This is a genomic window from Williamsia sp. SKLECPSW1, assembly GCF_054332755.1.
On the sequence record NZ_JBTGLI010000001.1, the window covers coordinates 987,059 to 1,012,724 of the forward strand.

Sequence of the window (25,666 nt, forward strand, 5' to 3'; positions counted from 1 at the left end):
AAGATGTTCCAATGACGACGGACAAGCAGCACCGTGAGAAGCCCGACGCGCTGGACTCGGCCGCGGTCGGGACGATCCTCAAGTGGGGGTCGAAGGCCAACACCGCGCTGTACAAGGCCACCGGTGGTCGCATCGGCGGACGCTGGCGCATCGGCGCCGGCTTCCACAAGCCTGTGCCCGTCTGCCTGCTCACCACGACCGGCCGCAAGTCCGGCGAGCCGCGGACCGTGCCGCTGCTGTGCCTACGCGACGGGGAGGACGTCGTCCTCGTCGCCTCACAGGGTGGGCGCAAGAACCACCCGCTCTGGTATCTGAACCTCGTCGCCGACCCGGCGGTCACCATCCAGATCGGCAAGACCACCCGTCCGTATCGCGCACACCCCGCCGACGACGACGAGCGTGAGCGCCTCTGGCCGAAGATGGCCGAGCTCTACGCCGACGTCGACCAGTACCAGCACTGGGCCGACCGAACCATCCCGCTGGTGGTCTGCGTCCCCTCGGACTGACGCGGGTGTCGGTGACCTCTCCGTGACCCGGGTCACGGATGACCAAACGGTCCGCCAAACCGTCACCACGCAGGGCATCCGGGGAGAACACTGACCCCGTGACGTACATGCCCCCGACCGACGCGATGTTCCTGTTCGCCGAATCGCGCGAGCACCCCATGCACGTCGGTGGGCTCCAGCTGTTCACCCCACCCGACGGTGCCGACCCGGACTACGTCCGGACGATGGTCGCCGAACTCCGATCGCACACCGACATCAACTCTCGGTTCAACAGACGTCCGGCGGACCCCGTCAGCTCGGTCGGCAACCTGTGGTGGGCCACGGAATCCGACGTCGACCTCGACTACCACATCCGCCACTCGGCGGTCCCCCGCCCGGGGCGCATCCGTGAGCTGTTCCAGCTCACCTCCCGGTGGCACGGAACCCTGCTCGACCGCCACCGCCCCATGTGGGAGACCCATCTCGTGGAGGGCCTCGAGGACGGGCGATTCGCCGTCTACACCAAGGTGCACCACTCCCTCGTCGACGGTGTGTCGGCACTGCGCATGCTGCAGGAGACCCTCACCGACGACCCCGACGAGACCGACGTCCGTGTCCCCTGGGATCCGCGGCCCGGCAAGGCCACGACGCGGTCGTCGGGCGGCGGCCCGCTCGCGCTGCCGCTCTCGCTCGTCGGCAAGGGCGTCTCGCTGGGGACGACGGCGGCCGGCCTCGTACCCGCATCGCTGAAGGTGCTGGGGCAGGCCGTGCGCGACCACAGCTTCACCACACCGTTCGAGGCGCCGCGCAGCATCCTCAACGGGCCCATCGGCGGTGCGCGGCGGTTCGTCGCCCAGTCGTGGGAGATCGACCGTGTCCGGGGCGTCGCGGAAGCGGCCGACGCGACCCTCAACGACGTCGTCCTCGCCATGTGCAGCGGCGCGTTGAAGGCCTACCTGACCGAGCTCGACGCGCTGCCCGACAAGTCGCTGACGGCGATGGTCCCCGTGTCGCTGCGCTCGGACGCCGACAGCTCCGGCGGAAACGCCGTGGGCGCCGTGATCTGCTCGCTGGCAACCGATCTCGACGATCCGCTGGCACGTCTGCGGACCATCCGCGAGTCGGCCCAGGCGTCGAAGCGACTGATGCGCGAGCTCACGCCGCTGCAGATCCTCCTGCTCAGCGCGGTCAACATGTCGGCGTTGGCGCTGTCACCCATCCCGGGGTACGTCTCGCTGACCCGACCGCCGTTCAACGTGATCATCTCCAACGTCCCGGGGCCGACGAAGCCGTTGTACTGGAACGGCTCTCGCCTCGACGGCGTCTACCCGGCGTCGATCGTGCTGGACGGACAGGCCATGAACATCACGTTCACCAGCAACGACGACTCGCTGGACTTCGGGATCGTCGGATGTCGTCAGACACTGCCCAGTCTGCAACGCATGATCCACCATCTCGAGGACGCGCTCACCGATCTCGAGAAGGCGTCCATCGCCTGAGACCCGGACACGTCGGTGCGCCGCTGTCCTACGATGACGCCATGACCGATCACGACCGTGCAGCAGCGCGCCGGGAGATCACCAACGCCCTCCTCACCGCCTTCGACAAGCGCCACGAGGTGCTCGACGCCATCGTCGACGCCCCCGACCGGGACGGTGCGGTGCGCGCACTGACCCGACTGCTCGACGCATCGACCCTCGGCGCCGAGGCGGTGATGGGCATGTCCCTGCAGCAGCTCACCGTCGACGAGCGCCGGGCGAACCAGGCCGAACTCGACGACCTCGACCAACAGCTCACGTTCACCCTCGCCGACCGCCCGGGCAGCACCGGTGAGTCACTCGCGCTGCGGGCGTTCCACGGCACCACCGACAGCGACATCTTCGGTGCCCGCACCGAGGAGATCGGTGCCGCCGGTGACGGTTCGGGCAACCCTGCCGCCGGCCTCGACGAGGAGATCGCCCTGGCCATCGAGCGGGTCCGCGTCGAGGAGGCCGCCTGGTACGTCGCCGAGGAGCTGACCGCCGACGGCACGCAGAAGGTCGGTCTGGTGTTCGGCGAACTCGTCGACGGCGAGGTCAACGTCCGCATCTGGATCCACCCCGATCACCGCAAGAAGGGCTACGGCACCGCCGCACTGCGGAAGTCGCGGTCGGAGATGGCGTCGGCGTTCCCGGGCGTGCCGATGGTCGTCCGCGCTCCCGGCGCACCTGCCTGACGTCCCCGATGCCCGTTCTCGCAACGGTCTTCGCAGGGCTCGCCGCGCTCCTGCACGTCGCCATCTTCGCGATGGAGTCGATCCTGTGGACGCGGCCCGCGGTGTTCCGCCGGTTCGGACTCGCCTCCACCGCCGAGGCGGAGGCCACGCGCTCGATGGCGTACAACCAGGGGTTCTACAACCTCTTCCTGGCCGTCGGGATCGTCGTCGGCATCGCGATCGGCGGCGATGCGGGCACGGCGTTGGTGGTGTTCTGCTGCGCCTGCATCGTCGCCGCGGCCGCGGTGCTCCTCACGACGGGCCTGTCGTACCTGCGCGCAGCCGCGTCGCAGGCAACCTTCGCCGTCGTCGCGCTGGTGCTGTTCGCGGTCCTGTAGACCCCTCTCAGCCCGTCACGACGTCATAGCGGTCGGCCATCATGACCTTGTCCCACACCTCGACGAAGTCGTGCACGAACCGCTCGAGGCCGTCACTGCCGGCATAGACCTCGGCGACCGCACGCAACTGCTGGTTCGAGCCGAACAACAGATCGTTGCGTGAGGCGTGGAACCGGGTCTCCCCGGTCTCGCGGTCGTCGAGGGTGAACGCGGTGCCCGCGTCGTCGGCCTTGGTCCATTCCAGATCCATGGTCGTGACGACGTCGAAGAAGTCGGTGCTGAGCGTGCCGACGCGATCGGTGAAGACGCCCGTCGCCGAGCCGTCGTGGTTGCATCCCAGCACCCGGAGGCCGCCGGTGAGCGCGACCCACTGCGGCGCCGACAGCCCCAGCAGGGCGGCGCGGTCGAGGAACATCCGCTCGGGTGCGATCGAGGACACCGAGTGGTAGTCGGGCAGGACGTAGTTGCGGAACCCGTCGACGACCGGTGCGAGCCAGGCGAACTGCTCGGGATCGGTCTGCTCCTGGGAGGCGTCGACCCGCCCCGGGGTGAACGGGACGGTCACCGGGACCCCTGCGGCGGCAGCGGCCTTCTCGACGGCGACGCAGCCGCCGAGGACGATGACGTCGGCGAGGCTCACCGAGGTACCGCTCGACTCGGCGATGCCGCGCAGGGCCGCGACGACGTCGACGGTGCGTGCGTTGACCGACCAGTCCTTCTGCGGTGCGAGCGCGATCCGCGCGCCGTTCGCGCCGCCGCGTTTGTCGGAGATGCGGAAGGTGACCGCCGACGAGAACGCGGTGTAGGCGAGGTCGGACACGGAGATGCCCGAGTCGGTGATGGCCTGCTTGAGGCCGGCGATGTCGTCGTCGCCGACAGTCGGTCCCTCCGCGGCCGGCAGCGGGTCCTGCCACGAGAAGTCCTCGGCGGGCACCTCCGGACCGAGGTACCGCGACTTGGGGCCCATGTCCCGGTGGGTCAGCTTGAACCATGCCTTCGAGAACTGCTCGGTGAAGTGGTCGAAGTCGGCCAGGAAGCGTTGGCAGATCTCGCGATAGACCGGGTCGACCTTGAGCGCGATGTCGCTCGTCATCATCATCAGCGGCTCGGTCCGGCCCTCGATGTGGGCGTCCGGGGTCTGCGGTGCGGTCGGGTCGGTCGGGGTCCACTGCAACGCCCCCGCGGGACTCTGCGTCTTCTCCCACTCGAACGCGAAGAGGTTCTCCAGGTAGGAGTTGTCCCACCGGGTCGGGTTCGGCGTCCACGATCCCTCGATGCCGTTGGTCATCGTGTACTCCGCGAACCCGGGCCCCTCCGGGTTGTGCCAGCCCAGGCCCATCGCCTCGATCGGTGCGATCTCCGGCGGCGGGCCGACCTTGTCGGCGGCGACCTTCCCGTGGCTCTTGCCGAAGGCGTGGCCGCCCGCGATGAGCGCGACGGTCTCCTCGTCGTTCATCGCCATGCGGCCGAACGTGATCCGGATGTCGATGGCCGAGGCGGCGGGGTCGCCGTCGGCGTTCGACCCCTCGGGGTTGACATAGATCAGGGCCTGGTGCGACGCCGCGAGCGGTTGCTCGAGTTCGTAGTCGGCGTCACCGGGCTGCCCGGTCCACCGCTTGCTCCGCATCACCATCGCGTCGTACGACTCGGGGTTGCTGTTCTCGATCCACTCGGCACCCCAGTACGTCGCGTCGTCCGCCTCCCACGCATCGCGACGGCCGCCGCCGAAACCGTAGGTCGGGAAGCCCATGATCTCCAGCGAGCAGTTGCCGGCGAGGATCATCAGATCGGCCCACGACAAGGCGTTCCCGTACTTCTTCTTGATCGGCCACAGCAGGCGACGTGATTTGTCGGTGTTGCCGTTGTCCCACCAGCTGTTGATCGGCGCGAAGCGTTGCAGCGCCTGACCGGCGCCACCACGTCCGTCGGCGATGCGGTACGTGCCGGCGGCGTGCCACGCCATCCGGATCATCTGCGGCCCGTAGTTGCCGTAGTCCGACGGCCACCACGACACCGACGTGGTGAGGAACTGCTTGATCTCGTCCTTGAGCGCGTCGAGATCGATGGCGGAGAAGGCCGCCTCGTAGTCGAAGTCGCGCAACGGGTTCGCCGCCGGACCGTCGGTGTGGAGCTGCTCCACACGCAGACGGTCCGGATACCAGTCGGACAGCGTGGGAGGTGAGGTCTCCGCCCCGCCGATCGTGTTGCCCCCGAACGGGCATGCGCCCTCGAGGACTTCGGAGTACTCGGAATAGGTGGTCATGGCGGGACCTCTCGTCGAACGGTGGGCTGCACGGACCAGACCACCGGCGACCGGGTCTGGGTCTCCCTTCCATTCATACGCACATCGCGGCGCGCGGGCGAGGAGAGTTGCGATGCTGTGGCCGAGGGTGTCGACCCGGCAACGACCGGAGGTCGCCCCTCCGCCTCGACGCCGGACTCAGCCGGCGGACGACGCCAGTGCCGACCCCAACACGTAGCGCACGGCGGCCGCGCGCTCCCCGTCGCCGGGCGCGCCGACCTGGACGGCGCTGAGCACCAGCGAGACGAACACCGTCTCCAGCCCGAGTGCGGCGACCTCGGGGTCGACGTCCGCGCGGATGACACCCTCGTCCCGACCGAGGCGGACCGACGTCGCGATGGCCTCGCGGACACGGCGCGAGAAGCTCCCCTCGAACAGTCTGCGCAGCAGTCCGGGTTCGAGCCCGGACACCACGCGATGGATCAGGGGGAACTCACCGATCTCGGCCGCGATGCGCACCAGCACGGTCTGCCAGTATCCCTCACCGACCGCCTCGGGATCACCGATCACCCTGTCGCACAGAGCATCCGCCTCCCGATCGAACGCCGCGACGAAGAGCGCGTTCTTGTCGCTGAAATGGAAGTACGCGGTGGACGGACTCACCCCCACGCTGCGTGCGACCGCGGAGATCGACGTCGACCGGAACCCGTGCTCGGCGAACGACCGGGCCGCCTCGTCGAGGAGTCGGGTCCGGGTGGCCGCGGCGCGACCGTGATCTGCAGAGGTTCCCACCACCCGACACTAGCGAGCGGCGCCGACGCGTCTCCCGCTTGCGCCGCTGAACGATTTGTTGAATCATTCAGTCATGGTCCGGATGACTCGTCGAGGTTTTCTCGCAAGCGGCACCGTCGGCGCCGCTGCCGCTGCCGGCACGACATGGGCGCAGGCGCCGGTCGCGGAGGCCCGACCCCGGGCCGACCTCGACCCCCGCCACCCGAACGTGCTGGTCATCATGGTCGACGAGATGCGCGCACATCAGTGGTTCCCCGATCAGGCCCGGATGGACACACTGCTGCCGAACATCGCGCGGATCCGTCGTCGCGCCACCGAGTTCACGGAGTACTACACCGCGGCGAACATGTGCACACCGTCGCGCGGTGCGCTGCTGACGGGGCTCTACCCGCATCAGACCGGGTGCATGCTCACCAACCAGTCGACCCTGTCACCGCGGTTCCCCACGTGGGGGACGATGATGCGCGCCAACGGGTATCGGAGCTCGTGGTACGGGAAGTGGCATCTCGGGCACACCCCGGACACGACGGTGGGCGGCCTCGAGCCCTACGGGTTCGACGGCGGCACCTACCCGTCCCCGAACGGCGCACCGAACCAGGGCCTGCACTCCGACCCCGGGATCGTCGACCAGTTCCGGGCCTGGTTCTCCTCGTCGTCCGCGGCCGGCCCGTGGTTCACCACCGTGTCCCTGGTGAACCCGCACGACGTCCAGTGGTGGCCGCGGTGGACCCGGCTGCTCGAACTGCAGGAGAAGATCCCCCGCGTGTTCGCACACGCCGCCCCCAACTACGAGACCCCGCAGGCACTCTCGGCGAACAAGCCGCGTCTGCAGTCCGCACTCCGCGAGGTGGCGGAGATCGCGTTCGGCGTCCCGCCCACCCTCGGCGCCGCAGGCGACCGGGCGTTCGCCGGCCTCCTCGACCTGTACCTCTGGCTGCAGCAGCAGGTGGACCGACAGATCGGTCGCGTCCTCGACGAGCTCGAGAGCGCCCCGGAGGTCGCGGCGAACACCATCGTCGTCTTCACCGCCGACCACGGTGACTACGCGGGCTCCCACGGTCTGCACGGCAAGGGCGGTGGCGCCTACGACGAGGCGATCCGCGTCCCGCTGTACATCGCTGCACCCGGTCAGACGACACCGGCGCAGCGCTCGCAGTTGGTGTCGAGCGTCGACCTCGCCCCCTACCTGCTGACCGTCGCGTCCGGCGGCTCCCGCTGGCGTCGGGATCCGCAGTGGGCGCACATCGCGGGCCGCGGCGACATCGCCTCGATCCTCGCCGACCCGGATGCGCCGGGACGGCCGTGGATCGCCCATGTCACCGACGAGCACGCCATCGAGGAGGGCGCGGTGGCGTTCCAGCACGACGCCCCCGCGCACGTCACCGCCGTCCGCACGCAGACCGAGAAGGTCGCGATGTACGCGCACTGGCGCCCCGACACCATCGAGATCGACCGGCATCAGGAGATCGAGTACGAGCACTACGACCTGTCGACCGCACACGGCCGGATGGAGATCGACAACCTGGCACACGGCTCGCGACCCCGTACCCCGCTGATGGACACACTCGAGAAGACGGTGATCCCCACGGAGACCGACGCACCGCTTCCGGCACACCTGCACGCCGCCCAGTCGGAGGGTCTCGCCGACTATCGCGAGAAGGTCCACACGGTCGCACTGTTCGGCTGAGATCGCCTGCCGGAGCCGTCGATCGCCCCGGCGACGCTCAGCGCCGTCGAGGCAGTCCGATGCGGGCGGTGATGCGGTCGATCGCACCGGACTCGTCGGCGTCGAAGCGCTCCCGGACCCGTGCGGAGAGTCCGAACACGACGTGGACGAGGAACTCCGCGTCGACGGAGACCCCCTCGATGCCGATGCTCGTGATCTCCACCCGACGTATCACGCGATACTTCCGTCCGCGGTCCAGATCCCGGATGATCGCGGGCCCACTCGATCCCGTCGGCACCCCGTTCTCCACCCGGCGACACCCCTCGGCGAGGCGCACGGCGGAGACGTCGTGGCTCGCGAGGGCCTCGATGTAGGCGCGGGCGGCGGCGACGGTCTCGGCGGTGGCGGTCACCGCACCATCATCGCCGACGGACCGTCAACGCGCGCCGTACACCGGGAACGGCGTGGGCGCCTCGGCCAGGATCTCGGCGACGACGGGGCCGAGTTCGGCCGGATCCCACCGCGCGCCCTTGTCCCGCTGCGCGCTGCGCTGCCAGCCGTCGGAGACCGAGACCTTGCCGCCCTCCACCTCGAAGACACGGCCGGTGACGTCGCCGGAACCCGGCGACCCCAGCCACACCACCAGCGGGGAGACGTTCGCGGGATCCATCGCGTCGAACGAGCCGTCGTCGGGTGCGGCCATCTGTGCCGCCATCGCGTCGCCGGCGCTGGTCGTCATGCGGGTGCGCGCAGACGGGGCGATGGCGTTCACGGTGATGCCGTAGCCCTTCATCTCCGCCGCGGCCTGGATCGTGAGCTCGGCGATCGCGGCCTTCGCCGCGGAGTAGTTCCCCTGTCCCACCGACCCGTACAGACCTGCACCCGACGAGGTGTTGACCACACGGGCCTGTCGTTGCCGACCCGCCTTCGACTCGGCACGCCAGTACTCGGCCGCGTGGCGCAACGTCGCGAAGTGTCCCTTGAGATGGACACGGACCACGTCGTCCCAGTCGGACTCGCTCATCGACACCAACATCCTGTCGCGCAGGAACCCGGCGTTGTTCACCAGGACGTCGAGGCCGCCGAAGGTGTCGACCGCGGTCGTGACGAGGCTCTTCGCGCCCTCCCAGTCGGCGACGTCGGCGCCGTTGACGACGGCCTCGCCGCCGGCGTCGACGATCTCCGCGACGACCTGTTCGCCCGGCGACTCGCCTGTCGCGCTGCCGTCGAGTCCCGCGCCGATGTCGTTGACGACGACCTTCGCGCCCGACGCCGCGAACGCGAGCGCGTGCTCACGGCCGATGCCACGACCGGCGCCGGTGACCACGACGACCCGTCCCTCGTTGATGCCGCTCACGGTGTCTTCGTCTCCAATCGGTTGTCTGTGGTGCCGGCGTCGAGGAACGCCGGCTTCTCGCCGCCCCCGTGGACGGTGAGGGCCGCGCCGGTGATGTAGGCGGCCAGCGGGGAGAGCAGGAAGGCCACCGCGTGGCCGATGTCGGTCGGGCGTGCCATCCGCCCCATCGGGATGGTGCGTCCCACCGCGGCGACACCCTCGGCGTCGCCGTAGTGCATCTCCGACAGCTCGGTCTCGACGGGTCCGCCGACCACGCTGTTGACGCGGACCGTCGGCGCCCACTCGACCGCGAGCGTCCCGGTGAGGTTGTCGAGGCCCGCCTTGGCGGCGCCGTATCCGGCCGTTCCCGGCGACGGCCGGTGCCCGCTGACGCTGGAGACGTTGACGATGCTGCCGCCGTCGGACTCGGCCAACAGCGGACGCGCGACCTGTGAGACCAGCAGCGGCGCGAGGAGATTGAGCTCCACGATCTTGCGGTGGAACCCCGGCGACGCGGCGGATGCGAGGGTGAACGGTGATCCGCCCGCGTTGTTGACGAGTCCGTCGAGCCGACCGTGGCGGTCGGCCACGCCGGTGACCATCGCCTCGACCGCGTCCGCGTCGCGGATGTCACAGGACACGAACTCGACCCCCGTCGGCAACGTCCCCTCGTCGTCGGGGGGACGACGGGCGCACGCGATCGGGATCGCACCGAGATCGGCGAGCACGGTGCAGATCCCGGCGCCGACCCCGCGCGCGCCTCCGGTGACCAGCACCACCCTGTCCGACAGGCCCAGATCGGCCATCGTGCCCCCTTCCGGGTTCCGGCTGCCTGCTACGCTACCAAGCAAGTGTTTGGTTGGTAACCATAGCGAGAGGGACGCCCGTGCCCATCACCACATCGACGATCGAGCCGGGGATCGTGACCGTCACCGTCGACTTCCCCCCGGTCAACGCGCTGCCGTCGGCGGCGTGGTTCGACCTCGGCGACGCGATCCTGGCCGCCGGCGCCGACCCCGCCACCTCGGTGGTGGTCCTGCGCGCCGAGGGCCGCGGGTTCAACGCCGGCGTCGACATCAAGGAGATGCAGAACACCGACGGCTTCGACGCCCTCATCGGCGCCAACCGCGGCTGCGCACACGCGTTCGGCGCCGTCTACGACTGCAAGGTGCCGGTGATCGTCGCGGTCAACGGGTTCTGCGTGGGCGGCGGGATCGGTCTCGTCGGCAACGCCGACGTGATCGTCGCCTCCGACGACGCCGTGTTCGGACTCCCCGAGGTCGACCGCGGCGCTCTCGGCGCGGCAACGCATCTCGCCCGACTGGTCCCCCAGCACATGATGCGGACCCTGTACTTCACGGCGCAGAACGTGACCGCGCAGCAACTGCACCACTTCGGGTCGGTCTACCGCGTCGTCTCCCGCGAGGAACTGCTCGACGCGGCCCTCGACGTCGCCCGGATGATCGCCGCGAAGGACACCCGCGTGATCCGCGCCGCCAAGGAGGCGATCAACGGCATCGACCCCGTCGACGTCAAGACCAGCTATCGCCTCGAGCAGGGATACACCTTCGAGTTGAACCTCGCCGGCGTCGCCGACGAGCACCGGGACGCCTTCGCGGGCACCAGCAAGGCAGGTGGCCGATGAGCAGCACCACGCAGAACGGCACCCGGCGCGCCCAGACCGACAAGACGTCGACCCTCGACGAGGCCGTCGCCGAGATCCGTGACGGCATGACCATCGGCATCGGAGGGTGGGGGTCGCGGCGCAAGCCGATGGCGCTCGTCCGCGCGCTCGCCCGGTCGGCGGTCACCGACCTCACCGTCGTCACCTACGGCGGTCCCGACCTCGGACTGCTCTGTGCCGCCGGGAAGGTCCGCAAGGCCTACTACGGGTTCGTCTCGCTCGACTCGCCGCCGTTCTACGACCCGTGGTTCGCCGCCGCGCGTACCAGCGGGTCCATCGAGGTCCGGGAGATGGACGAGGGGATGGTGAAGTGCGGTCTCGAGGCCGCCGCCGCGCGCCTGCCGTTCCTGCCCATCCGCGCCGGTCTCGGCTCCGCGGTCCGGGAGTTCTGGGGCAACGAGCTGCGCACCGTCGACTCCCCCTACCCCGACGCCGACGGCCGCACCGAGACCCTGGTCGCCATGCCCGCACTCGATCTCGACGTGGCGCTGGTGCATCTCGACATCGCCGACGTCCACGGCAACGCCGCCTACACCGGCGTCGACCCGTACTTCGACGACCTGTTCTGCGGCGCCGCACGTCGACGGTTCGTCGAGGCCGACCGTGTCGTCGACACCGCGGAACTCGTCGACTCCGTCGAAATGCAACGACTGCTGCTCAACCGCATGAACGTCGACCGTGTGATCCACGCGCCCAACGGCGCGCACTTCACCTTCGCCGGCGACTACCGCCGCGACGAGGCGTTCCAGCGCCACTACGCCCAGGCCGCAGCCGATCCCGAGTCGTGGGCGGAGTTCCGCGACCACTTCCTGTCCGTCGACGAGGAGACCTACCAGGAACGGGTGGTCGAGTGGACGCGTGAGCGCGCCGCGCAGAAGGCGACTGCTCAGAAGGCGACCGCACAGAAGGAGGGAGCACCCGCATGAGCGACGTGACCCGCGCCGAGATCTGCGTGATCGCCTGCGCCGAGATCTTCACCGGCGCCGGCGAGATCATGGCGTCACCCATGGCGACGACCCCGCTGATCGGAGCCCGACTCGCCCGACTCACCACAGAACCCGACCTGCTCATCACCGACGGTGAGGCGCTGATCTTCGCCGACACCCCCGCGGTCGGGAAGTCGGCACCCATCGAGGGGTGGATGCCGTTCCGCAAGGTGTTCGACGTGGTCGCGTCGGGCCGCCGCCATGTGGTGATGGGCGCCAACCAGATCGACCGGTACGGGAACCAGAACCTCTCGGCGTTCGGGCCGCTGCAGCACCCGACGCGCCAGATGTTCGGTGTCCGTGGCGCTCCCGGCAACACCATCAACCACCCCACCAGCTACTGGGTGGCCCGGCACTCGTCGCGGGTCTTCACCGAGACCGTCGACATCATCTCCGGCGTCGGGTACGACCAGCTGGATCCGCACAACCCGGCCTGTCGCTTCCACCACATCCACCGGGTGGTCACCAATCTCGGAGTGTTCGACTTCGGCGGCCCGGACCACGCGTTCCGCGCGCTGTCCTTGCATCCCGGCGTCACCGCCGACGAGGTCGTCGAGAACACCGGGTTCGAGGTCGACGGACTCGACGACGCCGGCGAGACGCGTACCCCGACCGACGAGGAGCTGTCGCTCATCCGCGACACGCTCGATCCGACGAACCTGCGGGACAAAGAGGTCAAGCCGGCAGACGCAGGAGCGGCGCGGTGACCCGTCAGGCGCCGATGCGGACCCGCTTCAGCGAACTCGTCGGTGTCGACTACCCCGTCGTGCAGACCGGGATGGGCTGGGTGTCCGGTGCGTCGCTGACCTCGGCCACGTCGAACGCCGGCGGCCTCGGGATCCTCGCGTCGGCGACGATGACGTTCGAGGAGCTGGAGAAGGCGGTCGCGCGCACGAAGTCGTTGACCGACAAGCCGTTCGGCGTCAACATCCGCGCCGACGCCACCGACGCCGAGGATCGCATCGATTTGCTCATCCGCGAGGGGGTGCGGGTCGCGTCCTTCGCGCTGGCGCCGAAGAAGGACCTCATCGGAAAGTTGAAGGACAACGGCGTCGTCGTGATCCCGTCGATCGGCGCCGCGAAGCACGCGGTGAAGGTCGCCTCCTGGGGCGCCGACGCCGTGATCGTGCAGGGCGGGGAGGGCGGCGGTCACACCGGCCCGGTCGCGACCACCCTGCTCCTGCCGTCCGTGCTCGACGCGCTCGCCGGCGAGGACGGCCGGCCGAGCATCCCCGTCGTCGCCGCGGGCGGGTTCTTCGACGGCCGCGGACTGGCCGCTGCCCTGGCCTACGGCGCCGACGGGGTCGCGATGGGCACGCGTTTCCTGCTGACGTCGGACTCCACCGTCCCGGACTCGGTGAAGCAGGAGTACCTGGAGCGCAGCCTCACCGACACGGTCGTGTCCACCAAGGTCGACGGCATGCCCCACCGGGTCCTGCGGACGTCGCTCGTGACGAAGCTGGAGGGCGGGAACCCCGTGGCCGCGCTCGCCGCGGCGGCCAGGAACGCCAACGAGTTCAAGCAGATGACCGGCATGAGGTGGACGACGATGCTCCGCGACGGACGATCGATGCGGCGCTCCGGGGACCGCACGTGGCAGCAGATCATCATGGCGGGCAACACTCCGATGCTGCTGAAAGCCGGCCTGGTGGAGGGGAACACCGACGCGGGCGTCCTCGCGTCGGGCCAGGTCGTCGGGATGATCGACGACCTTCCCAGCTGCGGGGATCTGGTCCAGTCGATCGTCGCCGGGGCGCGCGAGCGTATCCGCCACCTCGGCACGCTCGGCTGAACTCGGCGAGCAGGACGATGCGCGTCCACCTGCAACTGACCGGCGATCCCGGCGCAGTCGTCGACGACGTGACCGCCCTGACCCGCCTCGGGGTCGACGGCGTCTTCACCTTCGAGGGTCCGCACGACGTCTTCGCACCGCTCGTGCGTGCGACCGCCGTCGACGAGACGCGCGGGCTCGACCTGATGACCAACGTCGCCATCGCCGGTCCGCGCAGTCCGCTGCACCTCGCACACCAGGCGTGGGATCTGCAGGCCTACAGCGGTGGTCGCTTCCGACTCGGCCTCGGGTCGCAGATCCGACCGCACATCGAGAAGCGGTACGGAGCCACGTGGGGTCGGCCCGCCGCACGTCTCGGCGAGACCGTCCGCGCGATCGGGGCGATCTTCGACACGTGGGAGTCCGGCGCCCCCTTGGACTTCCGGGGTGAGTTCACCACGCACACCCTGATGCCGCCGAACTTCGTGCCACCGGCGACCGGGTTCGGTCGACCCCCGATCCTGATGGGCGCGCTCGGCCCGGTGATGACACGGACCGCGGCCGAGGTCGCCGACGGTCTACTGGTGATGCCGTTCCACAGCCGTCGGCACCTCGTGGAGCGCACACTGCCCGCCGTCGACCGGGGGTTGGCGCAGCGCGCCCACGATGGTGTCTTCACCGTCGTCGGACAGGCGATGGTCGCCGTCGGCTCCGATGACGCCTCCATCCGCACGGCGATCGACGCCGTCGCGATGCTCATCGCCTTCTACGCCTCCACACCGGCCTACCGGCCTGTTCTCGACGCCGAGGGTCGCGGCGAGCTGCAGCCGGAACTGAACGCCCTGTCCAAGCAGGGCCGGTACGCCGAGATGCGGGCGCTGGTCACCGAGGACGACGTCCGACGCTTCGCGATCGTCGGCACACCCCGCGAGTGCGCCGACGAGATCGTCGACCGTTTCGGCGGGTTCGCGTCCGAGATGTGCTGTTATTTCCCGCACTACGAGCCGGATTCGTCCGATCTGTCCGCGCTCGTGCGGCATCTGCAGGAAGCGGTCGTACCATCGGCCGGGTGACCGGCCGACAGTCTCGGGGCGCAGCGCCCCTGCACGCCCAGCGGGACCGAGCGGGTTCCTTCGGCTCCGTCGCCGCCGCCTACGACCGATACCGACCTCGCTACCCCGCGGCCGTCGTGGACGAGATCGCCGCACTGGCCGCCGGGGGTCGCGTGCTCGACGTGGGCGCCGGGACCGGCATGCTCGCCGAGCCCCTGGTGCACCGCGGTCTCGACGTGCTCGCCGTCGAGCCGGACCCGGAGATGGCTGCGGTCGCCCGCGCCAAGGGGATCACCGTCGAGGAGGCGACCGCCGAGACCTGGCTGCCCGCAGGCCGACAGTTCTCGCTGATCGCGTTCGGGAACTCCTGGCACTGGGTCGACGTCGACACGGTCCTGCCGACCCTGCGTGAGATCCTCACCCCCGATGGACATCTCGTCCTGCTCTGGCACGTGACCGCACCCAGCGGCCCGGTTACCGAGCGGATCGACTCCGCGTACGCGGAGTCGGGCATGTCCGGTGTCGTCGGACCCTCCGCCACCCCGTCGATCGGGGATCGACTGACCACTGCCGGATGGACGTTCACCGACCACACCGCGAACACCGAACTGCACCTGCGCACCGACGACTGGTTGGACACGGCGTTCACCTTCTCGAACCACATCGTCATGGACGCCGCTGCCGCAGACGAGTTGCGCGAACGGTTGGCGATCGCGATCGGCCCGGACGGCCTCACCGTCACCGCGATCACCTACTGGATCGACGCCCGCCCGTCATGACCGCCGAGCGTGCCGAAACCACCCCCCGAGCGGGCACAAACGACCCGCCGAGCGGGCACAAACTGCCCGCCGAGTGGGCACAAGTGACGTCGACCGGGCAGAGGACACGAGAGGACGGTGCCATGACCGACACCCCGCTACACGGTGACCGGGCGCTCGCGCTCAGCTTCGGATCGGAGGCGGAGTCGTACGACGAGCACCGACCCGACTTCCCACCGGAGATGATGGACGTCGTCGCCCGGCTGGGACACCGAGTGCTCGACGTCGGTGCCGGGACGGGCAAGGCCGCGCGCGCCCTGCTCGACCGCGGCTGCTCGGTCCTCGCCGTCGAACCCGACGTGCACATGGCGACGATCGCCCGCCGCAAACACGTCGTCGTCGAGCCCGGCACGTTCGAGGAGTGGGCTCCACGAGGGCGGGTCTTCGACCTCGTCACCTTCGCGCGCTCGTGGCACTGGGTCGATCCGCAGTCCGCCATCGAGAAGCTGGTGCGGATCGTCGTTCCCGGCGGGCACGTCGCACTGCTCACCCACGAGGCGAGCTGGTCGCTGTTCGCGCACGAGCCGGTGAAGTCGGTGGTCGAGAAGTACGTGCGACGCGACGACACGCCCCGCCGACGCCCCACCGACGACCGCACCGTCGGGCTCTTCACCGACGCCGGATTCGACGTGCACGTCGAGGAGTTCCCGACGACCACCGTGGTCGACGTCGACGAGTGGCTCGACGCGATGTTCACCTACTCACGGTTCCTCGTGCTCGACCCCGACCAGAAGGCGCGACTCCGCCGGGATCTCGCCGACGCCATCGGGCCTGGACCGGTCACCGTCGAGGGCACCCCGCGCGCGGTCATCGCCCACCGGATGCGCTGACCACACGCTCGGCGGCGGTTGTCGGCCCACTCGGCGAGTGGTTTCCGCACGTTGGGCGCGTGGTTTCGGCACCCTCGGCGAGGGTGGGTCAGCGGTCGAGCCAGTGGTCCACGTCGAGGGGCCGCGCGGAGTCCAGCGCGTCGTGCGCACACGAGAATCCGATGGCCGACGTCCCGTCGTCGAGGGTGATGGCGCCCAGCGACATCGGCTGCGGCAGGTCGGCCAGGAACGACCCCAGGGCCGCGGGCGACAGCGTCCACCGCTCCCCGCGCACGGATCGCGTCGTGGTGCTGTCGGCCACCAGCCCCGGCTTGGCCGGCTGCGTCGCCAACTCCACCAGTCGATAGCCCGGGGCGGTCCGCACCTCGCCGGACCACCGTGCACCCCGCGACGTGAGCTGATGCTCGAGCGGCTGACCTCGCAGGTGCGCACCGACCACGATCAGCTCGACGACGCTCGCCACCGATTCCGGCCACGACGGCCGATCGGTGGGTTCCTCCCGGAACCGTCGGGCGAGGTCGACCACGACGGCGTCGTGGTACGCGGGGGCGAGCACGGTGACGCCGAACTGTGCTGTGCCGTCGACTCCCTCGTCGATCTCACCGGCCGGGATCGCGATCCCACACAGATCGAACAGGTTGCAGAAGTTGGTGTAGGTGCCCATCCGTGCGTTGGTCCCGACAGGCTCGTCGGCGACAGCGGCGAGCGACGGGTGGAACGGGGCCGTCGGCACCATCAGCGCGTCGCAGCCCGCGATCGAGCGCATCGCGCGTCGGCGCAACTCGTCGACGCGCCGACGGTCGGCCAGGAGCTCGACGGCGCGGATCTCGCCTGCCGCACCGATGATCCCGGCGACCGTCGGGTCGAGCTCGACGGCGCCGTCGGCGGTGGCGACGAACTCCCCGACCGCGTCGTACCGTTCGGCGACGAGGGCGCCGTCGTAGAGAAGTGCGGCCGCGCCGAGGAAGTCGTCGAACGGCACCTCGCGGATCTCCCACCCATGCCGGCGGCATCTCGCGACCGCGTCGGCGAACGCGGCGCTCCAGGTCTCGCTCATCGCGGTCAGCGTGTCGGGGACGGCGATCGTCGGGACCGGCGGAGCCGCGAGACGCACGTCGAGCGGGAACGGGCGTGGCCCCGCCGCACCGGCCATCACCCCCATCGCCGCATCGGCGGTGCCCAGGTCGCGGGCGAAGACGGTCACGCAGTCGTAGCTCGCACACGCGGGGACGACGCCCTCGGTGGACACCACCCCGACGGTGGGTTTGATCCCGACGATCCCCTGCAACGCTGCGGGCACACGACCCGAACCGGCGGTGTCCGTCCCGATCGCGATGTCGGCGACACCCAGCGCGACCGCCACCGCGGACCCGGAGCTCGACCCTCCGGAGATGAACTCGGGCCGACGGCTGTCGCGAACCGCGCCGTGGGGGCTGCGTGTCCCGACCAGACCGGTGGCGAACTGGTCGAGGTTCGTCGTCCCCAGGAGCACCGCGCCGGCCGCACGCAACGCCGCCACCACCGGCGCATCCGCGTGCGCCACCACGCCGAAACCGGGGCACGCGGCGGTCGTCGGGAACCCGGCGACGTCGACGTTGTTCTTCACCACCAGGATCAGACCCGCCAGCGGCCCTCCGGCCGCGAGGGAGGCCGCGTGATCGCGACGGACGTCCTCGCGCGACCGCAGGTGCAGGAAGATCTCCGGCCGGTCCACCGCCTCCAGCCGGGCGAAGAGGTCGTCCACCGCCGACGTCGAACGGTCGAGGACCCCGGTCACGCGGTGGCCTTCGTCGCGACCGCGAACTCGCCGTCCGCGGCCCACCGCCGACGCTCCTCCGCCCGCGCCTCCTCCATGCGCCCACGTACGGCAGCGATGTCGGTGGCGTTGCGCGCCAGATAGGCACGGTGCTCCGACAGCGCGAACGAGCCGGCCTCGATGGTCACGTCGCCGCGTCCGGCCGCGACGTCGGCGCGGAGGTCGAGGAGTTCGTCGGCACTGACGGGGTACCAGTGGATCCGGTCGAAATGACGGAGCAGCCAGGGGTTCTCGGGATCGAAACCGGCCGCCCGCAACGGATGTCGATGGTTCCACACCTGGGTCGTCCGCCCCACGAACTGGTATCCACCCGGCCCCTCCATGCCGTAGACGCACAGGTAGGCGCCACCGATCCCGACGGCGTTCTCCGGCGTCCACGTCCGCGCCGGGTTGTACTTCGTGGTGACCAGGCGGTGACGCGGGTCCATCGGGGTGGCCACCGGCGCACCGAGATACACGTCGCCCAGCCCGAGCACGAGGTACTCGGCGTCGAAGACGATCCGGTGCACCTCGTCGACCGAGTCGAGTCCGTTCATCCGCCGAATGAACTCGATGTTCCACGGGCACCACGGGGCGTCGGACCGCACACCGAACATGTAGCGCTCGATGGCCTCTCGGGTGGAGGGGTCGTCCCACGACAGCGGCAGGTGAACCTCACGACTGTCCACGACGAGGTCGTCGGCCGCGGGGAGCGCCGCCTCGACCTCACGCAGCCACTCCAGGACGCGCGTGGGAGACCACACGGTGGGGTCGACCTTGACCTGCAGCGACCGGATCCCCGGGGTCAGGTCGACCAGGCCGCGAGGCCGATGGTCCTCGATGTGCGCGGCGAGGGCGTGGACGCGTGCCCGCAGCTCCAGATCGAGAGACATGTCGCCGTACTCGACGAGAATGTTGTCGTCGCCGCTGCGGCGATACGTCACCGAACTCTCGCCGTCGGCGGTCGCATCGATCGCGAGGATGCCGTTGTCCGTGTCGTATCCGGCGGAGACGACCGGTGTGAACTGGGCGCGACGGGCCGCGCCGAGAGCCGACGGGCTGGCGGCGTCGTCGGCGCGGACCGGCACGAAGCGCACGGTGTCGCCGGGCTTGAGCTGACCGAGCTTCCACCGATCGGCGGTGGTGACGGTGACCGGGCAGACGAAGCCGCCGAGGCTGGGGCCGTCGGGCCCGAGCAGGATCGGGGTGTCGCCCGTGAAGTCCAGTGCGCCCACCGAATAGGCCGTGTCGTGGATGTTCGACGGGTGCAGTCCGGCCTCTCCCCCGTCGTCGCGCGCCCAGGTGGGTTTCGGTCCGACGAGCCGCACGCCGGTGCGATCGGAGTTGAAGTGCACCTCGTAGTCGGTGCCGAGGACGGTGGCGATGTCGTCGTCGGTGAAGAACTCCGGCGCGCCGTGCGGGCCCATCGTCACCGCGAGTTGCCAGGAGTTCCCGATGGCCGGGTACTCGTCGAGCTGCAGCCTGCGTGGCTCGGTGGTGACCGATGCCCTCAGGGCGAGGTCGTCGCCGTCGGCCAGCGCACGTCCGTCGAGGCCGCCGAACCGCCCGAGGCCGAACGTCGCCGTGCTGCCGAGGTACTCCTGCGCGAGGAGCCCACCACGGATCGCGACGTACACCCGCATCCCGAGGGCACCGACCGGCCCGACGTCGACGACGTCGCCGGCCTCCACCGACAGCGGTACCCCCTGCGCCACAGCGCGATCGCCACCGCCGGCCGTCGTCACGCTCACCGCGACCGGGGCACCGGTGATCGCGACCACCGTCGGCGCGGCGAAGCGCAGGCGCGGACCGAGAAGGGTGGCCTCCAGGGCGGGTGCACCCTCCGGGTTGCCGACCGCCACGTTGGCGAGCCGGAACGACAGGTCGTCCATCGGACCCGACGGCGGCACACCCACGCTCCAGTACCCGACGCGACCCGGCCAGTCCTGGATGGTCGTCATGGGGCCGGCGCGCAGCACCTCGACGGTCATGACGTCGCCCCGCGCACCACGACGCGTACCGCGGTGGGGTCGAAACCGTTGCAGGGGTTGTTGATCTGCGGGCAGTTCGAGATCAGCACCAGGGTGTCGACCTCGGCCCGCAGCGTCACCGACTTCCCCGGCGCCGACAGACCGTCGACGATCCCGAGTGTGCCGTCGGGGTCGACGGGCACGTTCATGAAGAAGTTGACGTTGCCGACGATGTCGGCCTTGCCCAGCCCGTGTCGTGCGCCCTCGGCGAGGAAGTTCTCCACGCACGCGTGCTGGTGCTTCGTGTGGTGGCCGTACCGCAGCGTGTTCGACTCCTGCGAGCAGGCACCCCCGAGGGTGTCGTGGTTGCCGACCTCGTCGGCGACGATCGTCATCAGCGGCCGCGACTCCTGGTCGCGGATGACCGTTCCCGTGGTGAGGAAGATCGACCGCTGTGCGGCGATGGTCGCCTGGGCCGAGTAGCGGACGCCGTGGTCGTGGGCGCCGTAGAACAGCGTGTCGACGGCCTGGTTGCCGTGCAGGTCGATCAGTTCCAGGGTCGCCCCGGCGGGCACGATCCCGGACCACGCTGCGCGAGGGCCGATCTCGGTGTCGATGAGGACGTCGGATGCGATGGCGGTGTTCATGGTGTCTCCGTGACTCTGTCGATCAGGGGTGGGCGGCGGCGTGCACGTCTTCCGAGTTCGCCACCGCACGTGCGTATTCGGGGTCCGCATCGGACGCGCCGGCGATCAGTCCGGCGAGATCGTCGTGTGCGGACCAGGCCAGCACCTCCACCGGCCCCACGACCGGCGCGTCGTCGAGCGGATGCGCGGTGTCGACGACGGCCACCACACACGGCAGATGCAGCACCAGGTCGACATGCGTGCCCGGTCCCGCGGACCCGGTCTCGACGAGCGACCCGGTGTCGTCGACCCGCACACCGTGGAAGAACGACAGGCTCGGCGGGACGTCGGCGGGCCCCATGCCGTGCTTGGCGGCGGCGAGCACGAACAGCTCCCGACCGGCCGGCGTCGCCGACTGCGGTGCGCCGTCGCCGTGGCGTTCGGTGGTCGACGCGAGGGTGCTGGTGCCGCAGAGCGCGTCGTGGTGTCCGGAGGTGTCCTCGGCGATGGTGGCGAGCACGCGGCCCTGGTCACTGAGGAGAGGGTGGCCGGCACCCAGATACGCCTGCCACGGGACCTTCACCGTGTCGGCGACGCTCAGTCGCTCCCACGGGGCGTCGGCGCGCCACAGCAGGATGTGCGCGCAGGCCGTCCCGTCGAGATCGGTGAGGCGTAGACGCGTCCCACGGCCGAGGACCTTCGCCGTGTAGCGCCCACCCGGCACGGTCTCGGCCCAGGTGAGACGCGCTGCATCGACGCCCTCGGGCGGGGTCGGCCAGTCCGACGCGGGGACCACGGGCATCGGCCCGTCGGCGGCCGCGGCCTGCGCGCGGGCATGGGCACGCGCGCCGGCGGTGGAGGCGGTCTGTTCGTCGTGGGTGATGCTCATCGGGTCACCGCCGTCGCCGTCGGGGCGGTGCGCCGGACCCGGAGGTGTGCCAGCGCGCCGACCACCAGCGTGCCCGCGGTGAAGATGATCGCGAAGTAGTGCAGGAACCACGACGTGCCGTCGGGGTCGTAGACCTCCTGACGAGGCCACGCGATGTTCACCATCAATGCCGCACCCATGACCACGGCGATGGCGTTGACGAGGATCCCCCAGCGACCGAGATCGAACACCCCTGGCCCGAACGCCAGACTGCGACCACGCATCCGGTGCACCAGAGCAGGCACCGTCACCATCAGGTAGGCGATGTAGACGATGACGACGGACACACTGGTGATGGCCGCGAACACACCTGCCTGACCGAGGTTCACCAGCAGCACCACGATGGCGAGCGCACTGACCACCACACCGGTGTTGATCGGGGTCCCGGTGCGCGGGTGCACGCGGGCGAGGAAGTCGGAGAACGGGAGTCGGCCGTCACGGGCCATCGAGAACATGACGCGCGATGCCGACGCCTGGATGGCGAGGGTGGCGGAGAAGATGGCGATCGCGACGATCGTCAGCAGCGTGCGACCCATCCACGTGTCGAGCTGGCTGGTGATGACGTAGGCGATGCCGTCGGCGGAGAGCTCGGGCGCACCGAGCGACGGCGCAGCCATCAGGGTCGCCAGGATCATCAACCCGCCGCCGACCGCCGAGACCAGCAGCGCGGTGATGATCGCCTTCGGCGCGGTTCGTCGGGGATCGGTGGTCTCCTCCGACAGCTCTGCAGCGGAGTCGAATCCGTACATGACGTAGGCGGCCATGAGCATCGAGGCGAGGAACGCCGGGACGTATCCGAGGCCGGAGCCGTGACCGCCGGTGTCGGTGACCGCGGCGACGGGAGTGCGTTCGGCGTGGGCGAACATCAGCCCGACGAGGAGGACCACGCCGACGATCTCGATGCTGACGCCGATCACGGTCACCTTGCCCATGAAGGAGACACCGATCGCGCTGATCAGCGTGCACAGCGCGATCGTGATGGTGCCCAGGATGATCGCGTTGGTCGCCCCCGACACGGTCGCGAGACCGGTGTCGGAGCCCACGAGCTGGAAACCGGACCAGATGGAGGGCAGGACGCTCTGCATCGCGATGGCCAGAGCGGCCACCGAGACGATGTAGCCGACGAGCATGAACCATCCCGCGAACCAGCCGACGGTCTCACCGGCCAGGCGGCGTGACCACTGGTAGACCGCCCCCGCGACCGGGAACTTGCCCGACAGCTCGGCGAACACGAGGCAGACGCAGAACTGGCAGACGAACACGATCGGCCAGGTGAAGAAGAACGCCGGGCCACCGAGACCGAATCCCAGGGCGAACAGCGCGAACACCGTCGTCAGGATCGACACGAACGAGAACCCGGCGGCGAAGGCGGCGTACGCGCCGATCCCCCGGTGGAGCTGCTGGGTGTATCCCAGCTCGGCCAGCGCGTCGGCATCGGCGTGGGACGAGACGGGCTGAGGTGAGCGCGGGGGCGGCGCGCCGTGCGGGGGACCCGCGGGGCTGTCGACTGCGGTCATGGGACTCTCCTGACGAACACGGGGGATCGGACTCCGCCGCGTCCTCGGGGCGGTTTTCTGTCGAGTGATCGAAAAGGTAGTGAGAGCGTGGTCCCGACGGGTTTCCGCTCTGTGAACGCTGTGTCAACGAGTGCTCACGACGGTCGACGACCGATCACCGCGCACCGGGCGTCGTGCGCTGGGTAGCGTGAGCGGCGATGAACTCCCCACAGACGCCGGCCAGGGGACGTCCCCGACTGATGCCGCGTCGTCGTGTCGGCGGCACACCGCAGGACGAGATCCTCGACGCCGCCGGCGAACTGTTCACCGAGCAGGGCTATGCGGGCACCTCGACGCGCGCGATCGCCGAGGCGGTGGGTCTGCGGCAGGCGTCGCTCTACCACCACTTCTCCACCAAGGAGGACATCCTCATCGCGCTGCTCCGGCAGACGGTGGTGCCGACACTCGACGTCGCGCGATCGCAGGATCCGTTGCGACCGGCGGTTCAGCGCCTCGTCGAGATCATCCGATTCGACGTGACCCAACTCCTCACGTCCCGATGGAATCTCGGTGTGTTGTACCTGCTGCCGGAGATCCGCACGGCCGCCTTCGACGCGTTCCGCGCCGACCGGCTCGCCCTGCGCGACCTCTACCGCGATCTCGCTGCGGAGGTGCTCGGGGCCGACGTCGACGACCCGCGCTGTGGACTGCCGTTCCGGCTGGTGGAGTCGGTGATCGGGCTGCGCTCGGACGGCGAGATCACCGAGACCGACGCGGGGCCGCTCGCCGACTCCATCGTCGAGGCGGTGGAATGCATACTCCTCGGCACCGCCCGCGGGTAGGTTTGGACCCAGCGTCCGGCGACAACGCCGGACCGGATGCGACGGAGGATCCGATGGCGGACTTGCACGTGGTGGCGACGATCTCGGCCAAGGAGGGCACCGCCGACGGCCTCGGTGCCGCGCTGAAGAAGCTCGCCGAGGCATCCCGCGGGGACGCCGGGTGCATCGCCTACGAGGTGTACGAATCCGCCAGCACCCCGGGCACTTTCATCACCGTCGAGAAGTGGGAGAGCCAGGAGGCACTCGACGCGCACATGGCTGCCCCGCATGTGGCCGACGCGTTCGCCACCCAGGGTGAGGCGATCGACAATGTCGCGATCCACCCGCTGAAGTCGTACTGACCCCGACAGTCAGCGGGGTGTGAGACCCCTCAGGACGACACCGAGGTACTCCTCGGCGACACGGTGGGCGTCGAGCGATCCGCCCGGGCGGTACCACCGCACCGCCACCCACACGGTGTCGCGGAGGAACCGGTAGACGAGTTCGATGTCGAGGTCGGCGCGGAACGTGCCGTCCTCGACGCCGGTGCGCAGCACCGTCTCCCACAGACCACGGAACTCGCGGTTGCGCTCGCCGATGTAGGCGAACCGATCCTGCACCGACAGGCGTTTCGCCTCGTCCTGGTAGATCGCGACGGCGTTGTGGTCGCGGTCGATGGTCTCGAACGACGCGACGACGAGTTCGGTCAACGTCACGTCCGCAGGGCGACCGGCGTCGACGATGTCGTGGTAGCGCGCGAAGAGGCGATCGAGGAAGCCCCGCAGGATCTCGTCGACCATCGACTCCTTGGAGTCGAAGTGGTGGTACAGACTCCCGGACAGGATCCCCGCGGCGTCGGCGATGTCGCGGACCGTGGTCGTACGCAGCCCCTGCTCGGCGAACATCCGGCCGGCGAGCGTCAACAGTTCCTCACGCCGCGTCGAGCGGGTCGGGGCGTTGGACGGCACGTCTGTCACCCTAGCAAGCGCTTGGGTGGCCGCGAGTCGTCTCACATCCTGCGCGTGCAGATCAGGGCGATCGCGTCGTTGACCGCGGTCACACCCGCGCTCCCGATGATCGCCGTCAGGCGTGCTCGGAGCCGTGCACGCGTGTCGGCGTCGAGGATCAGCTGCCGGGAGTAGGTGAACAGCATCTCGACGTAGGACTCTGCGTCGTAGCGCATCTCGACCGGGGCGCGACGCTCCTCGACGTCGAAGCCGCTCTGCGACAACATCTCGAGTAGCTGGTCCTGCGAGGTCCCACCGACGACCGCCGCCGTGTCCGGACCACGCAGCTCGGCGTGGACCGCATCGAGCTCCTCCAGCGACGGCTCGACGGGACGAATGCGGTTCCACAACAGCCCGAGTCGACCACGCGGCGTGAGGATGTCGGCGATCGTCGCCAGCGACGGGACCGGATCGACCCAGTGGAACGACTGTGCGAAGGTCACGACGTCGAACGTGCGGCCCGCGGGGTCCCATCGTTCGAACGGTGCGACCTCGACGGCGAGGCCCGTCGACCGCGCGATCTCCGCCATCTGCTCGTCGGGTTCGACGGCGAGCACCTCGGCCCCTGTCGCGGCCAGCTGCGTGGACGCGATCCCCGTTCCCGCCCCGACGTCCAGCACCCGCGAACCGGGGCCGACGTCGAGGGCATCGATCAGGGCCTCGGGATACCGCGGCCGCCACCTGTCGTAGGCGGCGGCCGCGGATCCGAAGGACTCGGCCCGTCGGCGGTCGTCGAAGCTGCGGATGCCGTCGGACATCCGGCCAGGAT

At 69.9% G+C, this 25,666-nt stretch carries 26 protein-coding genes; 14 read left to right on the forward strand and 12 right to left on the reverse strand.

What is annotated here, in order from left to right:
- Positions 1 to 11: 11 nt before the first annotated feature.
- The 4 genes from ACXVUM_RS04415 (at position 12) to ACXVUM_RS04430 (ending at position 3,077) form a co-directional block, all read left to right on the forward strand.
- Positions 12 to 506: a nitroreductase family deazaflavin-dependent oxidoreductase gene (locus ACXVUM_RS04415; RefSeq protein WP_458520629.1), complete on the forward strand. Its 495-nt coding sequence runs from the start codon at positions 12 to 14 to the stop codon at positions 504 to 506.
- Between the two features lie 107 nt (positions 507 to 613).
- On the forward strand, positions 614 to 1,984 hold the full coding sequence (locus ACXVUM_RS04420) for a WS/DGAT/MGAT family O-acyltransferase (protein WP_458522777.1): 1,371 nt from the start codon (positions 614 to 616) through the stop codon (positions 1,982 to 1,984).
- 41 nt (positions 1,985 to 2,025) lie between these two features.
- Entirely contained in the window at positions 2,026 to 2,700 is a 675-nt protein-coding gene (locus tag ACXVUM_RS04425) for a GNAT family N-acetyltransferase (RefSeq protein WP_458520630.1), read from the forward strand.
- Positions 2,701 to 2,708: 8 nt separating this feature from the next.
- Positions 2,709 to 3,077, forward strand: coding sequence for a DUF1304 domain-containing protein (locus ACXVUM_RS04430; RefSeq protein ID WP_458520631.1), 369 nt, complete (start codon positions 2,709 to 2,711; stop codon positions 3,075 to 3,077).
- Between the two features lie 7 nt (positions 3,078 to 3,084).
- Here the strand turns inward: ACXVUM_RS04430 and katG are convergent, their stop codons facing one another.
- Both katG and ACXVUM_RS04440 read right to left on the reverse strand, forming a co-directional pair.
- Positions 3,085 to 5,340, reverse strand: a complete 2,256-nt coding sequence (katG, locus tag ACXVUM_RS04435; RefSeq protein ID WP_458520632.1) for a catalase/peroxidase HPI — start codon at positions 5,338 to 5,340, stop codon at positions 3,085 to 3,087.
- 177 nt (positions 5,341 to 5,517) lie between these two features.
- Entirely contained in the window at positions 5,518 to 6,111 is a 594-nt protein-coding gene (locus ACXVUM_RS04440) for a TetR family transcriptional regulator (protein ID WP_458520633.1), read from the reverse strand.
- A 73-nt stretch (positions 6,112 to 6,184) separates the two neighbouring features.
- Between ACXVUM_RS04440 and ACXVUM_RS04445 the strand changes: the two genes are divergently transcribed.
- Positions 6,185 to 7,798, forward strand: coding sequence for a sulfatase-like hydrolase/transferase (locus ACXVUM_RS04445; protein ID WP_458520634.1), 1,614 nt, complete (start codon positions 6,185 to 6,187; stop codon positions 7,796 to 7,798).
- Positions 7,799 to 7,835: 37 nt separating this feature from the next.
- Here ACXVUM_RS04445 and ACXVUM_RS04450 read toward each other — a convergent pair whose 3' ends face one another.
- From ACXVUM_RS04450 to ACXVUM_RS04460, 3 genes are read right to left on the reverse strand one after another with little or no spacing between them, the layout of a single operon-like run.
- Positions 7,836 to 8,189 (reverse strand): hypothetical protein, encoded by a 354-nt coding sequence (locus tag ACXVUM_RS04450; RefSeq protein ID WP_458520635.1) that lies wholly within the window; start codon positions 8,187 to 8,189, stop codon positions 7,836 to 7,838.
- Positions 8,190 to 8,213: 24 nt separating this feature from the next.
- Positions 8,214 to 9,134: an SDR family oxidoreductase gene (locus ACXVUM_RS04455; protein WP_458520636.1), complete on the reverse strand. Its 921-nt coding sequence runs from the start codon at positions 9,132 to 9,134 to the stop codon at positions 8,214 to 8,216.
- Complete coding sequence (locus ACXVUM_RS04460; RefSeq protein ID WP_458520637.1) at positions 9,131 to 9,919, reverse strand: SDR family oxidoreductase; 789 nt, start codon at positions 9,917 to 9,919, stop codon at positions 9,131 to 9,133. Before ACXVUM_RS04460 ends, ACXVUM_RS04455 begins: the two co-directional genes overlap by 4 nt.
- An 80-nt stretch (positions 9,920 to 9,999) precedes the next feature.
- On the opposite strand from ACXVUM_RS04460, the gene echA20 reads away from it, so the two are divergent.
- From echA20 to ACXVUM_RS04495, 7 genes are all read left to right on the forward strand, one after another.
- Positions 10,000 to 10,758 (forward strand): (7aS)-7a-methyl-1,5-dioxo-2,3,5,6,7,7a-hexahydro-1H-indene-carboxyl-CoA hydrolase, encoded by a 759-nt coding sequence (echA20, locus tag ACXVUM_RS04465; protein ID WP_458520638.1) that lies wholly within the window; start codon positions 10,000 to 10,002, stop codon positions 10,756 to 10,758.
- Complete coding sequence (locus tag ACXVUM_RS04470) at positions 10,755 to 11,723, forward strand: CoA transferase subunit A (RefSeq protein WP_458520639.1); 969 nt, start codon at positions 10,755 to 10,757, stop codon at positions 11,721 to 11,723. Before echA20 ends, ACXVUM_RS04470 begins: the two co-directional genes overlap by 4 nt.
- Positions 11,720 to 12,490, forward strand: coding sequence for a CoA-transferase subunit beta (locus ACXVUM_RS04475; RefSeq protein ID WP_458520640.1), 771 nt, complete (start codon positions 11,720 to 11,722; stop codon positions 12,488 to 12,490). Before ACXVUM_RS04470 ends, ACXVUM_RS04475 begins: the two co-directional genes overlap by 4 nt.
- 14 nt (positions 12,491 to 12,504) lie before the next feature.
- Positions 12,505 to 13,575 carry an NAD(P)H-dependent flavin oxidoreductase gene (locus ACXVUM_RS04480; RefSeq protein WP_458522778.1) on the forward strand — a complete coding sequence of 357 codons (1,071 nt, stop codon included), beginning with the start codon at positions 12,505 to 12,507 and terminating at the stop codon, positions 13,573 to 13,575.
- A 17-nt stretch (positions 13,576 to 13,592) separates the two neighbouring features.
- Complete coding sequence (locus tag ACXVUM_RS04485) at positions 13,593 to 14,627, forward strand: TIGR03617 family F420-dependent LLM class oxidoreductase (RefSeq protein WP_458520641.1); 1,035 nt, start codon at positions 13,593 to 13,595, stop codon at positions 14,625 to 14,627.
- A complete protein-coding gene (locus ACXVUM_RS04490; RefSeq protein ID WP_458520642.1) occupies positions 14,624 to 15,385 on the forward strand; it encodes a class I SAM-dependent methyltransferase in 762 nt (253 codons plus the stop codon). The genes ACXVUM_RS04485 and ACXVUM_RS04490 overlap by 4 nt, the downstream gene beginning before the upstream one ends.
- Positions 15,386 to 15,507: 122 nt before the next feature.
- Positions 15,508 to 16,254: a class I SAM-dependent methyltransferase gene (locus tag ACXVUM_RS04495; RefSeq protein ID WP_458520643.1), complete on the forward strand. Its 747-nt coding sequence runs from the start codon at positions 15,508 to 15,510 to the stop codon at positions 16,252 to 16,254.
- Positions 16,255 to 16,342: 88 nt separating this feature from the next.
- Here ACXVUM_RS04495 and atzF read toward each other — a convergent pair whose 3' ends face one another.
- From atzF to ACXVUM_RS04520, 5 genes are read right to left on the reverse strand one after another with little or no spacing between them, the layout of a single operon-like run.
- Complete coding sequence (gene atzF / locus ACXVUM_RS04500) at positions 16,343 to 18,031, reverse strand: allophanate hydrolase (RefSeq protein ID WP_458520644.1); 1,689 nt, start codon at positions 18,029 to 18,031, stop codon at positions 16,343 to 16,345.
- Entirely contained in the window at positions 18,028 to 20,040 is a 2,013-nt protein-coding gene (locus ACXVUM_RS04505; protein WP_458520645.1) for a 5-oxoprolinase/urea amidolyase family protein, read from the reverse strand. The genes atzF and ACXVUM_RS04505 overlap by 4 nt, the downstream gene beginning before the upstream one ends.
- Positions 20,037 to 20,666 carry an urea amidolyase associated protein UAAP2 gene (locus tag ACXVUM_RS04510; RefSeq protein ID WP_458520646.1) on the reverse strand — a complete coding sequence of 210 codons (630 nt, stop codon included), beginning with the start codon at positions 20,664 to 20,666 and terminating at the stop codon, positions 20,037 to 20,039. The genes ACXVUM_RS04505 and ACXVUM_RS04510 overlap by 4 nt, the downstream gene beginning before the upstream one ends.
- Positions 20,667 to 20,688: 22 nt before the next feature.
- Positions 20,689 to 21,534 (reverse strand): urea amidolyase associated protein UAAP1, encoded by an 846-nt coding sequence (locus ACXVUM_RS04515; RefSeq protein WP_458520647.1) that lies wholly within the window; start codon positions 21,532 to 21,534, stop codon positions 20,689 to 20,691.
- Entirely contained in the window at positions 21,531 to 23,090 is a 1,560-nt protein-coding gene (locus tag ACXVUM_RS04520; RefSeq protein WP_458520648.1) for an amino acid permease, read from the reverse strand. The genes ACXVUM_RS04515 and ACXVUM_RS04520 overlap by 4 nt, the downstream gene beginning before the upstream one ends.
- A 197-nt stretch (positions 23,091 to 23,287) precedes the next feature.
- Here ACXVUM_RS04520 and ACXVUM_RS04525 point away from each other — a divergent pair, with 197 nt between their 5' ends.
- Together ACXVUM_RS04525 and ACXVUM_RS04530 are read left to right on the forward strand one after the other, a co-directional pair.
- Positions 23,288 to 23,911 carry a TetR/AcrR family transcriptional regulator gene (locus tag ACXVUM_RS04525; protein WP_458520649.1) on the forward strand — a complete coding sequence of 208 codons (624 nt, stop codon included), beginning with the start codon at positions 23,288 to 23,290 and terminating at the stop codon, positions 23,909 to 23,911.
- Between the two features lie 53 nt (positions 23,912 to 23,964).
- Complete coding sequence (locus ACXVUM_RS04530) at positions 23,965 to 24,252, forward strand: putative quinol monooxygenase (RefSeq protein ID WP_458520650.1); 288 nt, start codon at positions 23,965 to 23,967, stop codon at positions 24,250 to 24,252.
- Positions 24,253 to 24,261: 9 nt separating this feature from the next.
- On the opposite strand, the gene ACXVUM_RS04535 is transcribed toward ACXVUM_RS04530, so the two are convergent.
- Both ACXVUM_RS04535 and ACXVUM_RS04540 read right to left on the reverse strand, forming a co-directional pair.
- Positions 24,262 to 24,858, reverse strand: a complete 597-nt coding sequence (locus ACXVUM_RS04535; protein ID WP_458520651.1) for a TetR/AcrR family transcriptional regulator — start codon at positions 24,856 to 24,858, stop codon at positions 24,262 to 24,264.
- 41 nt (positions 24,859 to 24,899) lie between these two features.
- Positions 24,900 to 25,655 (reverse strand): class I SAM-dependent methyltransferase, encoded by a 756-nt coding sequence (locus ACXVUM_RS04540; protein WP_458520652.1) that lies wholly within the window; start codon positions 25,653 to 25,655, stop codon positions 24,900 to 24,902.
- Positions 25,656 to 25,666: the final 11 nt, after the last annotated feature.

Bases quoted from the DNA above. Each gene is read 5' to 3' on its own strand.
- ACXVUM_RS04540 (WP_458520652.1), bottom strand. From the start codon at position 25,655: ATGTCCGACGGCATCCGCAGCTTCGACGACCGCCGACGGGCCGAGTCC.
- ACXVUM_RS04525 (WP_458520649.1), top strand. From the start codon at position 23,288: ATGAACTCCCCACAGACGCCGGCCAGGGGACGTCCCCGACTGATGCCG.
- ACXVUM_RS04470 (WP_458520639.1), top strand. From the start codon at position 10,755: ATGAGCAGCACCACGCAGAACGGCACCCGGCGCGCCCAGACCGACAAG.
- katG (WP_458520632.1), bottom strand. From the start codon at position 5,340: ATGACCACCTATTCCGAGTACTCCGAAGTCCTCGAGGGCGCATGCCCG.
- ACXVUM_RS04425 (WP_458520630.1), top strand. From the start codon at position 2,026: ATGACCGATCACGACCGTGCAGCAGCGCGCCGGGAGATCACCAACGCC.
- ACXVUM_RS04495 (WP_458520643.1), top strand. From the start codon at position 15,508: ATGACCGACACCCCGCTACACGGTGACCGGGCGCTCGCGCTCAGCTTC.
- ACXVUM_RS04445 (WP_458520634.1), top strand. From the start codon at position 6,185: ATGGTCCGGATGACTCGTCGAGGTTTTCTCGCAAGCGGCACCGTCGGC.
- ACXVUM_RS04520 (WP_458520648.1), bottom strand. From the start codon at position 23,090: ATGACCGCAGTCGACAGCCCCGCGGGTCCCCCGCACGGCGCGCCGCCC.
- ACXVUM_RS04430 (WP_458520631.1), top strand. From the start codon at position 2,709: ATGCCCGTTCTCGCAACGGTCTTCGCAGGGCTCGCCGCGCTCCTGCAC.
- ACXVUM_RS04475 (WP_458520640.1), top strand. From the start codon at position 11,720: ATGAGCGACGTGACCCGCGCCGAGATCTGCGTGATCGCCTGCGCCGAG.
- ACXVUM_RS04505 (WP_458520645.1), bottom strand. From the start codon at position 20,040: ATGACCGTCGAGGTGCTGCGCGCCGGCCCCATGACGACCATCCAGGAC.
- ACXVUM_RS04460 (WP_458520637.1), bottom strand. From the start codon at position 9,919: ATGGCCGATCTGGGCCTGTCGGACAGGGTGGTGCTGGTCACCGGAGGC.
- ACXVUM_RS04485 (WP_458520641.1), top strand. From the start codon at position 13,593: ATGCGCGTCCACCTGCAACTGACCGGCGATCCCGGCGCAGTCGTCGAC.
- ACXVUM_RS04510 (WP_458520646.1), bottom strand. From the start codon at position 20,666: ATGAACACCGCCATCGCATCCGACGTCCTCATCGACACCGAGATCGGC.
- ACXVUM_RS04480 (WP_458522778.1), top strand. From the start codon at position 12,505: ATGCGGACCCGCTTCAGCGAACTCGTCGGTGTCGACTACCCCGTCGTG.
- ACXVUM_RS04420 (WP_458522777.1), top strand. From the start codon at position 614: ATGCCCCCGACCGACGCGATGTTCCTGTTCGCCGAATCGCGCGAGCAC.
- ACXVUM_RS04415 (WP_458520629.1), top strand. From the start codon at position 12: ATGACGACGGACAAGCAGCACCGTGAGAAGCCCGACGCGCTGGACTCG.
- ACXVUM_RS04515 (WP_458520647.1), bottom strand. From the start codon at position 21,534: ATGAGCATCACCCACGACGAACAGACCGCCTCCACCGCCGGCGCGCGT.
- ACXVUM_RS04530 (WP_458520650.1), top strand. From the start codon at position 23,965: ATGGCGGACTTGCACGTGGTGGCGACGATCTCGGCCAAGGAGGGCACC.